The organism is Actinomadura sp. WAC 06369 (assembly GCF_003947565.1).
GTDB classification, from domain to species: Bacteria; Actinomycetota; Actinomycetes; order Streptosporangiales; family Streptosporangiaceae; genus Spirillospora; species Spirillospora rifamycini.
Genome location: NZ_QHJN01000037.1, coordinates 1 through 13,590, shown reverse-complemented (window position 1 = coordinate 13,590; position 13,590 = coordinate 1). Strand labels below are relative to the sequence as shown.

The 13,590-nt window shown below is 71.9% G+C and carries 18 protein-coding genes and 1 pseudogene; 14 read left to right on the top strand and 5 right to left on the bottom strand.

All coding sequences use genetic code 11. From position 1 onward, the window contains the following. Window positions 1-68: 68 nt before the first annotated feature. The gene (locus DMH08_RS12865) at window positions 69-2,486 is read left to right on the top strand and encodes a sensor histidine kinase (RefSeq protein ID WP_125614044.1); all 2,418 of its coding nucleotides are present in this window, start codon (window positions 69-71) and stop codon (window positions 2,484-2,486) included. A gap of 25 nt (window positions 2,487-2,511) precedes the next feature. On the opposite strand, the gene DMH08_RS12860 is transcribed toward DMH08_RS12865, so the two are convergent. Continuing rightward, entirely contained in the window at window positions 2,512-2,859 is a 348-nt protein-coding gene (locus DMH08_RS12860; protein WP_125614041.1) for a hypothetical protein, read from the bottom strand. Window positions 2,860-2,969: 110 nt separating this feature from the next. Here DMH08_RS12860 and msrA point away from each other — a divergent pair, with 110 nt between their 5' ends. The 4 genes and pseudogenes from msrA to DMH08_RS41590 form a co-directional block, all read left to right on the top strand. Then, complete coding sequence (gene msrA / locus DMH08_RS12855) at window positions 2,970-3,626, top strand: peptide-methionine (S)-S-oxide reductase MsrA (RefSeq protein WP_125614038.1); 657 nt, start codon at window positions 2,970-2,972, stop codon at window positions 3,624-3,626. Window positions 3,627-3,671: 45 nt separating this feature from the next. Then, window positions 3,672-3,983, top strand: a complete 312-nt coding sequence (locus DMH08_RS12850; protein ID WP_125614034.1) for a hypothetical protein — start codon at window positions 3,672-3,674, stop codon at window positions 3,981-3,983. Further along, complete coding sequence (locus DMH08_RS12845) at window positions 3,980-4,375, top strand: PIN domain-containing protein (RefSeq protein WP_199747763.1); 396 nt, start codon at window positions 3,980-3,982, stop codon at window positions 4,373-4,375. Before DMH08_RS12850 ends, DMH08_RS12845 begins: the two co-directional genes overlap by 4 nt. 47 nt (window positions 4,376-4,422) lie before the next feature. Next, window positions 4,423-4,524: pseudogene (locus tag DMH08_RS41590) on the top strand (peptide-methionine (S)-S-oxide reductase MsrA); the annotation flags it as partial. A 1-nt stretch (window position 4,525) separates the two neighbouring features. Here the strand turns inward: DMH08_RS41590 and DMH08_RS12835 are convergent. Both DMH08_RS12835 and DMH08_RS12830 read right to left on the bottom strand, forming a co-directional pair. Continuing rightward, the gene (locus DMH08_RS12835) at window positions 4,526-5,002 is read right to left on the bottom strand and encodes a hypothetical protein (RefSeq protein WP_125614022.1); all 477 of its coding nucleotides are present in this window, start codon (window positions 5,000-5,002) and stop codon (window positions 4,526-4,528) included. 11 nt (window positions 5,003-5,013) lie between these two features. Next, complete coding sequence (locus DMH08_RS12830; RefSeq protein WP_125614019.1) at window positions 5,014-6,276, bottom strand: helix-turn-helix domain-containing protein; 1,263 nt, start codon at window positions 6,274-6,276, stop codon at window positions 5,014-5,016. Window positions 6,277-6,422: 146 nt separating this feature from the next. Here DMH08_RS12830 and DMH08_RS12825 point away from each other — a divergent pair, with 146 nt between their 5' ends. Next, window positions 6,423-6,815 carry an ATP-binding protein gene (locus tag DMH08_RS12825; protein WP_125614016.1) on the top strand — a complete coding sequence of 131 codons (393 nt, stop codon included), beginning with the start codon at window positions 6,423-6,425 and terminating at the stop codon, window positions 6,813-6,815. Beyond that, the gene (locus DMH08_RS12820; RefSeq protein ID WP_026403337.1) at window positions 6,791-7,168 is read left to right on the top strand and encodes a hypothetical protein; all 378 of its coding nucleotides are present in this window, start codon (window positions 6,791-6,793) and stop codon (window positions 7,166-7,168) included. Before DMH08_RS12825 ends, DMH08_RS12820 begins: the two co-directional genes overlap by 25 nt. A gap of 214 nt (window positions 7,169-7,382) precedes the next feature. On the opposite strand, the gene DMH08_RS12815 is transcribed toward DMH08_RS12820, so the two are convergent. After that, window positions 7,383-7,820, bottom strand: coding sequence for an iron chaperone (locus DMH08_RS12815; protein ID WP_125614014.1), 438 nt, complete (start codon window positions 7,818-7,820; stop codon window positions 7,383-7,385). A gap of 828 nt (window positions 7,821-8,648) precedes the next feature. Here DMH08_RS12815 and DMH08_RS12810 point away from each other — a divergent pair. The 5 genes from DMH08_RS12810 (at window position 8,649) to DMH08_RS12790 (ending at window position 11,297) form a co-directional block, all read left to right on the top strand. Continuing rightward, entirely contained in the window at window positions 8,649-9,035 is a 387-nt protein-coding gene (locus DMH08_RS12810) for a helix-turn-helix transcriptional regulator (protein ID WP_051301165.1), read from the top strand. A gap of 21 nt (window positions 9,036-9,056) precedes the next feature. After that, on the top strand, window positions 9,057-9,467 hold the full coding sequence (locus tag DMH08_RS12805) for a VOC family protein (protein ID WP_026404286.1): 411 nt from the start codon (window positions 9,057-9,059) through the stop codon (window positions 9,465-9,467). Between the two features lie 51 nt (window positions 9,468-9,518). Beyond that, a complete protein-coding gene (locus tag DMH08_RS12800) occupies window positions 9,519-10,310 on the top strand; it encodes a VOC family protein (protein WP_125614011.1) in 792 nt (263 codons plus the stop codon). Window positions 10,311-10,560: 250 nt separating this feature from the next. Next, on the top strand, window positions 10,561-10,836 hold the full coding sequence (locus DMH08_RS12795; RefSeq protein ID WP_199747762.1) for a hypothetical protein: 276 nt from the start codon (window positions 10,561-10,563) through the stop codon (window positions 10,834-10,836). Next, a complete protein-coding gene (locus tag DMH08_RS12790) occupies window positions 10,833-11,297 on the top strand; it encodes a hypothetical protein (RefSeq protein ID WP_125614004.1) in 465 nt (154 codons plus the stop codon). Before DMH08_RS12795 ends, DMH08_RS12790 begins: the two co-directional genes overlap by 4 nt. A 6-nt stretch (window positions 11,298-11,303) precedes the next feature. Here DMH08_RS12790 and DMH08_RS12785 read toward each other — a convergent pair whose 3' ends face one another. After that, window positions 11,304-11,894 carry a TetR/AcrR family transcriptional regulator gene (locus DMH08_RS12785; RefSeq protein WP_125614001.1) on the bottom strand — a complete coding sequence of 197 codons (591 nt, stop codon included), beginning with the start codon at window positions 11,892-11,894 and terminating at the stop codon, window positions 11,304-11,306. A 71-nt stretch (window positions 11,895-11,965) separates the two neighbouring features. On the opposite strand from DMH08_RS12785, the gene DMH08_RS12780 reads away from it, so the two are divergent. After that, window positions 11,966-12,805: an SDR family oxidoreductase gene (locus DMH08_RS12780; RefSeq protein WP_125613998.1), complete on the top strand. Its 840-nt coding sequence runs from the start codon at window positions 11,966-11,968 to the stop codon at window positions 12,803-12,805. A gap of 21 nt (window positions 12,806-12,826) precedes the next feature. After that, window positions 12,827-13,492, top strand: coding sequence for a hypothetical protein (locus DMH08_RS12775; protein WP_125613995.1), 666 nt, complete (start codon window positions 12,827-12,829; stop codon window positions 13,490-13,492). The last annotated feature ends 98 nt before the right edge of the window (window positions 13,493-13,590 follow it).

The following is a 13,590-nucleotide window of genomic DNA, read 5'->3' as shown; positions in this document are numbered from 1 at the left end:
GAGAGCCGCCCAGTCGCCGTGGACGGCGATATGGGGCGCCCCCCGAATCATCGTCTGAGGACTTCTTGATGCGTTTGAGCCTGCCGTTCGCCGCCCGCCGGGACCGGCCCCGCAACATCCGGCTGCGGGCCCGGATCGTGTTCATGATGAGTTCTCTGGTGGCGCTCTGGGTGTTCGCCGCGTGGGTGACCACCCAGGAGGGATACGACCTCCTGCAGACGGGGAAGCGCGACTCGACCGCGGGCCGTCCGACCAAGACGCTGATCAACGTCCTCCAGGACGAGCGGCGCGCCTCCATGGTCTTCCTCGGCAGCGGCAGGCAGGCCGCCGCGGCCGCCGAACTCCAGGAGCGCCGCGCCCACACCGACCGGACGGTCGAGCAGTGGCGCGAGACCGCGCCCGACGCGCCCGGCGACAAGATCAAGCAGTACGTCGCCGCCACCGGCCGCGAGCTGAACGCCCTCTCGGAGACGCGCGCCGCCATCGACGCGGGCACCGTCGACCGCGGCCCCGCCATGCGGTCCTTCAACGAGACGATCGACGCGGCGCTGCTCATCAACTCCGCCGCGGCCGAACTGTCCGACCCGGAGATCTCCGCGGACGGCCGCGCGCTGATCGAGCTGACCCGCGCCCGCGAGATGCTCGCCCGCGAGGACGCGATGCTGGGGGGCGTCCTCGCGGAGGGCCGGTTCCGCTCGTCCGGCGAGTTCATCGAGTTCGCCCAGGCCGTGTCGCTGCGGACGAACGCCGAGCAGCAGGCGTACCGGCAGCTTCCCGCGGGCGACCGCCGCAACCTCGACGGCCTGCGCGGCGGCGCCGCGTACGGCACGCTGCAGGAGCTCGAGAGCCAGGTGCTCCAGCGGCAGGGCGCCCGCGGCCGGGTGGGCGTCACCGCCCCGCAGTGGCGGGCCGCGACCAAGCCGGTGCTCACCCAGATCGACCAGGCCATCGACGTCGGCGGTGACGCGGTCGTCGAGCGCGCCGCCCCGATCGGCTACATGGTGGCGGGGCAGTGGGCGGGCGCCGCCGTCCTCGGCGCCCTGGCGGTCGCCGCCTGCCTCGCGCTGGCGTTCACCGCCGCCCGGCAGCTCCTGCAGCAGCTCAACCGGCTGCGGGACGCCGCCCAGGACCTCGCCGGGCAGCGGCTCCCCGACGTCATGGCGCGGCTGTCGGCCGGCGAGCAGGTGGACATCGCGGCCGAGGCGCCGCCGCTGCAGTTCGGCACCGACGAGATCGGCCAGGTCGGCCAGGCGTTCAACGCCGTCCAGGAAGCCGCGATCAGCGCCGCCGCGGGCCAGGCGGCGCAGCGGGAGGCGTCCCGGAAGATCCTGCTGAACCTGGCGCAGCGCACCCGCGTCATGATGGCGCAGCAGCTCAACCTGGTCGACGCCATGGAGAAGCGGCAGGACATCGACCTGCGGCAGCTGAAGGAGCTGTTCCAGCTCGACCAGCTCACCGTGCGGGGCCAGCGGTACGTCGACAACCTGATCGTCCTGGCCGGCGGCCGCACCGTGCAGCGCGCCCGCGCGTCGGCGCCGCTCATCGACGTCATCCGCGCCGCCGTCGGGCAGGTCGAGGGCTACGAGCGCGTCAACCTCCGGCGGATCAGCGCCCACCGCATCAGCGGCTACGCCATCGGCGACACCGTCAGCCTCTTCGCCGAGCTGATCGACAACGCGGTGAGCTACTCGCCGCACACCGTCGACATCGAGAGCGACGTCACCGCGCGGGGCATCGCGGTGACCATCGACGACCGCGGCCTCGGCCTCAGCGACGACCAGATCGAGCGCATCAACACCTTCCTCGCGCAGTCGCCCGAATTCCTCACCGCCCAGTTCAGCGCGGGCGAGCAGGCCCAGCTCGGCCACTTCGTCGTCGCGATCCGGGCCCGCCACCACGACATCACGGTCACGCTCAAGAAGAGCCCCTACGGGGGCGTGACGGCGGTCGTCCTCATCCCGAACAAGCTCCTGCACGAGCAGGACCCCGAGCAGCCCGACGAGGACACCCGCGACGCCACCCGCCCGGACCCCGTCCCCGTGGGGGCGCCCGCCGGTCCCGCCCCGGTGCGGGAGCCGCGCGGCAACGTGGCCCCGCTCCGCAAGGAGCGTCCCGGCCCGGCGCTCACCGCCGTCGTCGAGGAACCGCGCCCCGACGACGAGGCCGAGCGGCCGGCGGCCCCCGCGAACGGCACCGCCCCCGACGGGGACGACGCGCCGGACGGGCAGGCGGCCGAACCGTCGCAGACGCTCGAGATCGAGGCGACGCCCAACGGACTCCCCGTCCGCCGCCCCCAGGAGAACCTCGTCCCGGCCCTCCGCACCCCGGCGGCGCCCGCGGAAGAGCCGGTCCCGGACGCCGAACCGGCGGACATGCGCGACCCCGAGGACGTCCGCCGGATCTTCGGCTCCTACCAGCGCGGCACCCAGCAGGGCCGCGCCGACGCCGGCGGCACGCCGGACGCCGAGCCGGACGCGGAGGACTGACCGCGCGCCGCCGCTCCCGGGCCCGTCAGCGGCTCGGGAGCAGCGGCGGCCACGTGAGCCGGCTCGTCACCCGGAAGTCGCCGCCGTACGTCCGGTCGCCGCACCGCACCCGCACCGCGTGCGTGCCGGACTCGGCCCCCGCCCGCACGACCGCCGTCCCCGCGCCCTCGTCCAGCCGCACCTGAGCGAACGCCGGGGACGACACCGTCCCCCCGCCGCACCCGGGCACCGAGACCTTCACCTCGTCCCCGGGCCGCGCCATCCCGGGATCCACCGTCACGCCGCCGCGCTCACCGGTCGTGGCCTCGCCCGCGGCGGGCACCGCCAACCCCGCGGCGATGAGGGCGCCCCCCAGGACAGTGACGCTGAGCACGCGCAACGAAACTCCTCGGATCGAAATGTGACGCCCGGCACTTTAGCCGCTCGCGCGCATCCGCTCCAGAGGAGCCGCTGACCTCCGCTCCGAAGAGCTAACCTGAAAGCATGTTCGGCCTAGCCAAGACCCAGATGGTCACCCCGGAGAAGGCGCTGCCCGGCCGGGACGAGCCCATCCCGGTGCCGCCGCGCCACGACGTCCTGGACGCCCCCCTCGCCCCGCCCTACCCGGACGGCGTCGAGATCGCCGAGTTCGCCCTCGGCTGCTTCTGGGGCGCCGAACGCAAGTTCTGGCAGACCCCCGGCGTCGTCTCCACCGCCGCCGGCTACGAGGGCGGCTACACGCCCAACCCCACCTACGAAGAGGTCTGCAGCGGCCTCACCGGCCACACCGAGACCGTCCGCGTCGTCTACGACCCGTCCCAGATCACCTTCACCGAGCTCCTTCGCGTGTTCTGGGAGGCCCACGACCCCACCCAGGGCATGCGCCAGGGCAACGACGTCGGCACCCAGTACCGCTCCGCGATCTTCTACCGCGACGACGCCCAGCGCGCCGCCGCCGAAGCCTCCCGCGACGCCTACCAGCCCGTCCTCACGTCCGCCGGCTACGGCCCGATCACCACCGAGATCACCGCCGCGACCGACTTCTACTTCGCCGAGGACTACCACCAGCAGTACCTCTCGGACAGTAAGAACCCGAACGGCTACTGCGGCATCGGCGGAACCGGCCTGTCCTGCCCGGTGGGTGTAGCCCCCGCCGAGTGACGACGACCGCCCTCGGTTTGCTACTCGAGGTAGTAAACTGAGGGCATGGCTGCGGAGGAGAAGGAGTTCGGGCTGGGCGAAGGTCCGGCGGTGAAGGCGAGCGTCTCGCTGAGAGCCGGGAACATTCGCGCTGTCCGTGAACGGGTGGGAAGACGTGGGTTCTCCGCCTATGTCGATGCCGCAGTCGAGCGCCAGATAGAGCGGGACCTGCTCGAGGAGGCGCTCCAGGCCAATGAGAACGCTTCAGGACCGATCCCGCAGGCGCTGCGCGACGAAGCCGCAGATCTCTTCCGTGCCGTCAAGGCGGCGCCCGAGTTGCAGGAGGGCGCTGAGTGGGCCGGTCACGAAGCAGGTTGAGCGCGGGCACGCTCGTCCTCGACTGCGAAGGACTGGTCAAGTGGTGCCAGGCCGACCAACGCGTCACGGCTCTGGTCCGCGAAGCTCAGGAGAGCGACTTTCGCGTAGTGGTCAGTGCGCTCACTCCGATCGAAGCCCAGGACGTTCGGACCAGGCCGGACAGGCTTCGCTGGTATCTGTCCAGGCTCCGCATCGAACCGGTCACCGAAGAGATCAGCATGGCCGCCATCGACCTGCTTCGCGCTCACCGGCTTCACGGGCACAAGTACGCGATCGACGCGGTCGTCGCGTCCACAGCGCTCCAGGCTCCGAGGCCCGTGATCCTTCTGACTTCCGATGAGGATGACATGACGACCCTTTGCGGGAAGTCCGTCAAGGTGGTCGCCGTATGACTGGGCCAGTCCTTACCGTTCGGTCTCGGTCTATGTGTACTGACGACTACCACCAGCAGTACCTCTCGGACAGTAAGAACCCGAACGGCTACTGCGGTATCGGCGGAACCGGCCTGTCCTGCCCGGTGGGTGTGGCTCCGGTCGAGTAAGTCAGTCGCGCCGTGCCCCGTCCGGCCAGATGACCCGGACGGGGATGTCGCGTTCGCGGGCGTAGGCGACGACATCGGCCGTGCCGCCGTAGCCTCGTGCGGGCTGCCCGTCCCACACCGCCCACAGCTCGTCGGCGTGGTCGAGCATGTAGGCGCTTGCGGCCATGTGGGCTTCGGAGTCGGACTCGATGAAGTCGAGCCGGTGAACCTCGCGCGCGACCGACAGAACCCGGTCGTACTCCGCGTGGGCATCTGCGGGGAGTCCTTCCCGGTACTGCTGGGCGGGAATGATGACCTCGATGGCTCCGCCGTGGTCCAGGACGGCGCGGGCGAAGATCTGATCCGCTCCGTCCGCCAGACAGGACAGTCCGGTCGTGCCCTCCCCAAGCGGGACGAGCATCTCCCGGATGGCCTCGTCAACGAGGCGCTCGGTTTCGTTGGGCATGCCTCGGTGGCCGGAGATCGCGATGCGTGGCAAGGCTGGCTTCCTTAGATGAGGGTTGATCGTAGGTACCGGTCGAACTCGCGAACCTTGGCGGTCTGCGGGCCTCGGTAGTCGCGCCGGAACCTGCGGGCTCGCTGGATGACTCGTTCTGACGAGTACGTCGCGCCGATCTTCAGCGCGTCGCAGCCGAGCCGGAACGCCTCGTCCACCTGGCTCGCGTCGTGGTCGAGTTCTCCGCCTTGCCGGACGGCGGTGGCCACCTCCAGCATGACGGCGGCTCGCTGCTTGGGCGCTGGCTGCGCGCTGGTGAGGGACTCGGCGAATGCGGCCAGAGCGGGACTCGGCTGGTTGAGTCGTACGGAGACCAGAGCCCGGTATCCGGCGAGCTTCGCGTCATCGAACGGGAACACCCACGGCCAAGGCGGCGCGGACATGCCGTTCTTGCCGACGGCCTGATCCGCTGCCAACAGGGCTTCGGTGCTGCTGTCTTCCCGCTGCATGCTGGCGTGGGCGAGAGCCTCGATGGACGAGAGCCACGCGCGTGGTGTCGAGTGCGCACGCGGGCCGATCTGCTTGCGTGCCTCGGCGACGAGCGCAAGGCCGAGATCGGGGTCGTCGGCGTCGATCTCGAACGCTGCGAGGCTGCCGAGCATGTAGGCGCTGAGCAAGTCGTGTCCTGCTCGGCGGGCACGGTCGACGGCCATGCGGTAGTACGTCCGCGCGGTCCCGATGTCGTGCATGTCCGCATGCAGCCATGCGGCGAACCCGGCGGCCTCGCTGACTGCTGCGGCGATGTCGGTGGCGAACGGGGAACGTCCTGTCCGGCTGTAGCGCTGATCGGCCATCTCGACGTGGGCGACGACCCCACGAGCGAGTTCACGGGCGGGCGTCGTCGCGTCCAGGCGCCGCTGACTACCTGTGATCGCGGTCAACGTCGGCGCCGTGGTCTCGTCCGTCTCGGCGCGTGCGGGGATGGGAAGCATGGCAAGGGCGACTGCCTTGCCGAACTCTCGGCGGTCCGTGGGATCGTCACCTCCTCCGTCGCCGAACCGGAGTAGCTGAAGCGGGATTCCGAGTCGGCGCACTATCTCCCTGACCTGGTCGAGTGTGAGCGGCTGCGTGCGCCGGAGCACCTTCGATACCCAGCTTTGGGAGTAACCCACCGCCGTTGCCAAGTCCGCCTGCGTCCAGCCACGCGCACGGCGTACCTCGTCCAAGAGCGTGGGGATGTCGCAGCTCGCGAGAGCTGCCGCGACGGCAGGTGTGGACCAGAACGCCGGTGGGGGGCTCTGTTCTGTCTGATCCATGAATCTAGGCTACGCGCCGCGTTCGCGCCGCTCCGTATTCGTAACAGGACCGGCCTCAAGTCGCGTCGGTGGTACCGAGTCCACCGTCACGCTCCGTGCCCTCAGGATCGCTAATCACCAACCTTCACGTTCGAGAGGTCGTAGCGATGCCCATGTCAGCGCCCGAGATCCCGACTCTCATCCTCGAACCGACCGACCGCGCGCCGAGCCTGGCGCGGGCCTTCCTCGCCGAGCAGTTCCGCAACTGGGGCGCCGAATCCGACTACGTGGGGCGGCTCGTGGTCTGCGAGCTGGTCACCAACGCCTACCTGCACGGCGCCGGAAAAATCATCGTGCGGGTCTTCCCGGACGCCCGTGAGGGCCTGGCCGTGATCGAAGTGTGGGACCAGGGACCGGGCCTCCCGGCCGTCCAGCCGGAGAGCGCGGACCTGACCTCGGGACGTGGGTTGCTGCTGATGTCGGAGATGGTGCGGGCCTGGGGCACGCGCCCGATCACGGAAGGCGGGAAGATCGTATGGGCGGCCTGCGCCCTGTGGTGAACCGTGCGGAGAAGTACGTCTTGCGGTGGCGCACCCGGCGGGGCCATGCAATCGCGGTGCGGTACCTAGACCTCCTCGCCACCGCCTTGGAGCCTCGGGGGTGGCGCTTCGTCCGTCTGTATCGGCCTCAGGAGTTCCCGGTCCCCGTTCCGCTGCTGTGGATCTACGCGAGCGGTGCCGCGGATGACGTCGGCCTCGTGGTCAACGTGCTGGCGACTCCGCACGGGATGTGGGGCTATCACGAAGCTGCGCGGGGGCGGCATGGTTACCTGTTCCCCTGCGGAGATGCCAAGGCGGCGGCCGAACAGGTAGACAAGCTTCTCAAGCACCGGATGTTCCCCGACTGCTGGTAGCGCATCCGGATGAACGCTGCTCCTGCACCGAACTCATTCGAGGGCAACCCGGACCCGTACCGCAGGGCCGTTCACGGCCCGAGGAACGGAAGCGGGGGTGGCAGCAATAATCCCCCTCCCCGTGCTTTGGTGGCCGTTCGACTGCGATGAACGGGAGTGGGCGTCGTCGCCGTGTGACGCCGTCGGCGCGCGTGCGCCGGCGGGCTCGCACGTCTCAGCTCACGGCCCGCTTGACCAGGGCGGCGATCGCTTGCTCGGCCTGCTCTGTCGGCAGGGTGACGGCGTAGGAGGTGGGCCACAGGCCGTCGCCGTCGTCGAGGCCGGCTTCGGGGGTGAAGCCGAAGGTCGAGTAGCGCTCCTTGTCCACGTGCCCGCTGCGGAAGAAGCAGAGGACCTTCCCCTTCCGGGCGTAGGCCGGCTGCCCGTACCACAGCTTCGGCTTCAGCTCGGGGGCGTTGGCGGTGACGATGGCGTGGATGCGTTCGGCCGCCGCGCGATCGGACGCCTCCATCTCCGCGATCTTGGAGAGCACGTCGAGTTCCTCGGCGGCCGCCTTGTTGCCGCGCCCGCGCTCGGCCTCCTTCTTCAGTTCCGCCGCGCGCTGCTTCATGGCGGCGCGCTCTTGCTCGGAAAAGCCGTTGGTCACTGTCATTCCCCTGGTCGGATCGGTGCGTTGCGTTTCCGAGCCTGCCGCGCCCGGGGGGCCCGGCGCTTCTCGATTCGTGACCGTTCGCGCGTCCGCAGGGGAAGACCCCGCAGGGGGAAGGTCGTTTCGGCGCCTAGAAGAGGGACGTGAGCTGGGACGATAGCGTGACGAGCGGGTCCGGTCGGTCGGCTCGGCCGCCGGTGCCCGTCGCCGCATGCCCGCACCGACCTCGCGTAAGGGCCGATGACCATGCAGGACGAAGCGATCGTTCACCCGCCGGGCGGTACCGCGAACCCGTGCCCGGTGTGCGGTGCGGTGCCGCCCCTCCGGCGCACCGGCCGGCCCGCGACCTGGTGCTCCGGCTCGTGCCGGCAGGCCGCCTACCGGGCCCGCCGGACCGCGGCCCGGGCCCTGCGGTCCGCCGCCGACCTCCGCGACCGGGTCATCGGTGACGGCCACGGCGAGGTCCGGGCCGCCGAGAGCGCCCTCGCGGAGGCGGTGCTGGCGGTCGAGCAGTACGTCGCCGCGTCGGGTCACTGGGAGGACGAACTCGCCGCCAAGGCCCGGGCACTGGCCCGTGCCGCCGCCCAGATGGCCGAACTGGCCGATCGGCATGCCCGCGTCGCCGCCGACTACCGCGCCGCCCGCGCCACCTTTCGTCACCCGGACGCCGGGCTGGTCGCCTGCGACGAAACCGGTGAGCCTGACGTCGCCGAAACCCCGGCCCCGGCGCCGCCCCCGAGCCCGGATCTGCCGCGGGAGGAGGGTCCGCGGCCGCAGCCGCATGCGGGTTCCGGGCGCGCGGAGGCGCAGTCCCTGCGCGACATCGCCGCGATGCGCCGCGTCCGCGACCGGATCGACCGCGAGTACGCCAGACCGCTGAACGTGCAGGCGCTGGCCCGCGGAGCGCACATGTCGGTCGGGCACCTGAGCCGGGAGTTCCGCCGCGTCTACGGCGAGTCCCCGTACTCGTACCTGATGACCCGGCGCATCGAACGCGCGATGACGCTGCTGCGCCGCGGAGACCTCAGCGTCACCGACATCTGCTTCGCGGTCGGCTACGGCTCGCTGGGCACCTTCAGTACGAGGTTCACCGAGCTGGTCGGCGTCCCGCCCAGCGCCTACCGCCGCGACCACTCCCAGGCCGGAGCCGGGATCCCGCCGTGCCTGGCCAAGCAGGTGACCAGACCGGTCAAGAATCAAGAAGCCCGCGACCGGTAGCCCTGCGTAACGTGAACGGTCATGGACATCACCGTTCACCACGCCTTCCTCCCGCAGACCGACTTCGAGGCCGCACTGGTCTTCTACCGCGACATGCTGGGCTTGGAGGTCCGCAAGGACGTCGGGTACGAGGACATGCGGTGGATCACCGTCGGGCCGGCCGGCCGGCCCGGCACCTCCATCGTGCTGCACCCCCCGGCCGCCGACCCGGGCATCACCGACGAGGAGCGCGCCACCATCCTCGAGCTGATCGCCAAGGGCGTCTACACCGCCATCACGCTGGCCACCGACGACCTCGACGGGCTCTTCGACCGCGTCCAGGCCGCGGGGGCCGAGGTCGTCCAGGAACCCATCGACCAGGACTACGGCATCCGCGACTGCGCCTTCCGCGACCCCTCCGGCAACCTCATCCGCATCAACCAGCTCCCCTGACGTCCCGCTTCCCAGGCCGACCGGCCGCCGACGGCACGAAAGAGCAATCCCATGGCACTCTCGATCGACATCATCACCCTCGGTGTACCGGAGGTGGAGGCCGCCCAGGGCTTCTACGCCTCCGCGTTCTCCTGCCCGGCCCCCGGCGAAGGCCCCGCCGCCGGCCTGGACCTGCACGGCACCGGCCGGCTCGCGTTCCAACCCCTGGAAGCCATGGCCGGCGACACGGGCGCCGACCCGGCCGCCTCGGGCTTCCGCGGCTACGTCCTGTCGTCCATCGTCCAGCGGCCCGCCGAGGTCAGGGCCCTTCTGGACGCCGCCGCGGCTCGGGGCGCGACGGTCGTCAAGCCCGCCAAGAAGGCGCTGTTCGGCGAGTTCACCGCCGCCTACCAGGCACCCGACGGAGCCGTGTGGAAGCTGGCGGCCGCCACCAAGAAGGACACCGCTCCGGTGCCCGATCCCCCGGAGCCGACCGAGACCGCCGTCTACCTCGGCGTCGCCAAGCCCAAGGCGTCCAAGACGTTCTACGAGAAGCTGGGCATGAAGGCCGAGCACGACTACGGCGACAAGTTCATCGACTTCGCCGTCGCCGGCGGCGCGTGCCGGCTGGGCCTGCTGACCCGCAAGGCCCTGGCCGGTGACGTCGGCATCGACCAGCACGGCGACGGGTTCTCGGGCCTCGTGCTCACCCACACCGTCGCGTCCCCCGGCGAGGTCGACGCTCTCCTCGACGCCGCGCGCTCGGCGGGCGCCCAGGTCACCGCCCCGACGGACCAGGGCGAGTACGCCGGGCACTTCACCGACCCCGACGGCCACCACTGGAAGATCACCGCACGCCCGTGACCCCGCCCGGCGGCGAGGGCCGTGCGCCGCAGCACCGGCATCACCCCGCCCGAGCAGGAAAACCCGCCCTCGGTTTGCTGCCCGCAGCAAACCGAGGGCACGCCACAAAGAACAAGGAGCCCGGGCCCGTGATCGAAAGGGAGAATGGCCGGGGTGGCCGGGCAGGGTATGAGAAGGACGTTCGTGGATGGATAGGGCGGGTTGGTACGGGATTCGTTGCGTTTTTCGTTGGCGGCATCAGGACGACGCGTTGTACGAGGAGAACGTGACGGTCTGGCGGGCGGCGTCGTTCGATGAGGCCATCGCGAAGGCCGAGGCCCAGGCTCGGGAGTACGCCGAGGGGGCGGACGGGCGGTACCTCGACTTCGCCCAGGCGTACTACATCGGTGCCGAGGACGCGCTCGCGGAGGGCGCCGAGGTGTTCTCGTTGATGCGCGCCAGCGACCTCGGCTCCGGCGACTATCTCACCAGGTACTTCGATACCGGACGCGAGCGCCAGAACGGGTTCGAGGACGCCGGGTCGTGAGCGCGAGCCGGGACGAGGTGACTCGTCTGGTCCGGCTGCTCACCCTGGCGGACGTCCAGGGGATCGGGCTGCTCGATCTGCAGCAGCTCGCGCGGGAGAACGCCGACCGGAAACACCAGGCCGACGAGCCCGTCTACGGCGTCCTCAACTGCCTGCGCATGTGGGAGAACCTGATCCGGCGCATGGAGGACGGCTGGCGGCGGCAGGACTACTACATGGTGTACGAGTACCTGAACGTCCTCACCGTCAGGAACGCGATCGAGGACTTCCTCGACGCCATGTCGGCGGGCCTGCGCGCCAAGGTCGGGCGCTGCGTGGAGAGGCTCGACGGCCGCTACCGCGCGGTGACGTTCGACGACGGCGGGGAGGAGCTCGGCAAGTACTGGCGCTCGCTGGCCGAGGGGCGGGAGGCCCGCTGGTGGTGGACCCGGCGCCCCGCCGAGCTTCCGCCGGGGTGGTGAGCGCGGTCAGTCGGCCGGGGCGGGGAGCGTGTCGAGCCAGCGGGTGAGGCGGGCGCCCTCGCGGGTCATGATGCCGGGGTCGCGGAGCGCGTTGGCCAGGAGGGACATGCCCTGGTACCCGGCGACGAGCGTGACGGCGAGACCGGACGGGTCGGGCAGGCCGAGCTCGCGGAACTGGCGTTCGACCCAGTCGAGGAGGACGCGGACGGCCTTCGCGGCTTCGACGTCGAGTCCGCCTTCGGGGCGTTTGTCGAGTTCGGCGGCGAGGGTGCCGGTGGGGCAGCCGTAGCGGGCGGCGACGTCGCGGCGGCCGACCCACGCGTCGATCAGGCCCTTGAGGCGGTCGAGCGGGTCGGGCAGTCCGTCGAGCCGGTCGGTGAGCCGGGTCAGGTTCGCGGTGTGCTCGTGCAGGGCGGCCTGGACGAGGTCGTCCTTGGTCTTGAAGTAGTAGTACACGTTCCCGGTCGGGACGTCGGCGGCCTTCGCGATGTCGGCGATGGTGGTGCGCTCGACGCCCTGCTCGTGCAGGACGCGCGCGGCGGCGGCCGACAGCCGGCGGCGCTTGTCGCCCGCCCGGGACCTGGTCGAGTCAGTCACCCGACTAACCCTAGCCGGGGGAACGTGCTACGGTTCCGAGTTAGTTAGCCAACTGACTCAGAGGAGACGGCATGATCGTGGTGACCGGAGCGACCGGGAACGTCGGCGGGACCGTGGTGCGCCTGCTGACCGGGGCGGGCGAGAAGGTGACCGCCGTGTCGCGGCGCATCGCCGACGCGCCCGCGGGGGCCGTGGCGGTGCGGGCCGATCTGGCCGACGCCGAGACCCTCCGTCCCGCGCTGGACGGGGCCGGCGCGGTGTTCCTCTGCCCCGCCGGCGACCTGCTCGCCGGCGCCGGCGACCCGGGCGGGCTCGTCCGGACGATCGAGGCGGCGGGCGTGCGGCGCGTGGTGCTGCTGTCGTCGCAGGCGTCCGCGACCAGGCCGCGCGCGGCCTCGCACGCCCGGCTGCGCGAGTTCGAGCACGCCGTCCGCGACTCCGGGCTCGGCTGGACGATCCTGCGGCCGGGCGGCTTCGCGTCCAACACCCTCGTCCACATCCCGACCGTCCGCGCCGACCGGACGGTCGCGGCCCCGTTCGGCGACGTGGGGCTGCCGCTGGTCGACCCCGCCGACATCGCCGAGGTCGCGGTCGCCGCGCTGCGGGACGAGCGGCACGACGGGCGCACGTACGTCCTGACCGGCCCGGCGGCGGTCACCCCGCGGGAGCAGGCCGCGGCGATCGGCGCCGCCCTCGGCGTCGAGCTCGCCTTCACGGAGCTGACCCGCGCGCAGGCCGGGGCGCGGCTGGCGCAGGTCATGCCGGAGCCCGTCGCCGACGGCACCCTCGACATCCTGGGCGCGCCGACGGACGAGGAGCTCGCGATCAGCCCGCACGTCGCGGAGGTCCTCGGCCGCGCGCCGCGCTCCTTCGCCGCGTGGGCCGAGCGCAACGCGGCGGCCTTCCGCTGACCGAGGCGGCATGATGGCCCGGTGGGCTTCGGGACGTACGCGCGGCGGGTCCGCGACGAGGCGGCGGACCCGCGTGCCCGGCATGCCGCGCTCCGCTGCGCCGTCGGCCGCTACTGTCCACTGGGCTTCAACGCGACGTGGGCGTACGTCACGGCGGTCGCCCGCCCCCTGCCGGACGTCCGCCGCGACGTGCCCGCGCTGCTGCGGGCCCTCGACGTCCTGGAGGCGAGCCGGTCGGTGCTGCTGGCGGAGACGGCGGCGTTCGCGGCGGTCCGCCGCGCCGAGAAGGCCGCGGGCCGCCGGACGCCGCGGCCCGCCGACCTGGCGGCGTTCGCGACGCCGCGCTGGCCCGGCCGGACGGCGCCGTCCCGGCTGGGGCTCGTCGCGGCCGTGGCCGACCGGCACCGCTGGTTCCGGGGGCTGCCGTTCCCGGACGCGTCCCTGGCGGCGGACGAGCGGGCCCGCGACCTCGCCGACCTGCGCGACCGTCTCGGCGCGGCGGCCGGCGCGTACCTCGCGGGGCTCGGGGACCCGGACGGCGCCGTCCGGGCGTCCGCCGCCGATGCCCTGCGGGGGATCGACGCGTTCACCCGTCCCGGGTACGCGCCCCTGAACGCCTACGTGCTCCCGTGGCGCCGGTTCGCCGCCCTCCTCGCGTACGCGGCTCAGCCGAGGGACGCGACGTAGGCGAGGGCGCCGAGGGCGGCGAACCGGCGCCACGGGAGCACGTAGGCGTTCAGGGGCGCGTACCCGGGACGGGTGAACGCGTCGATCCCCCGCAGGGC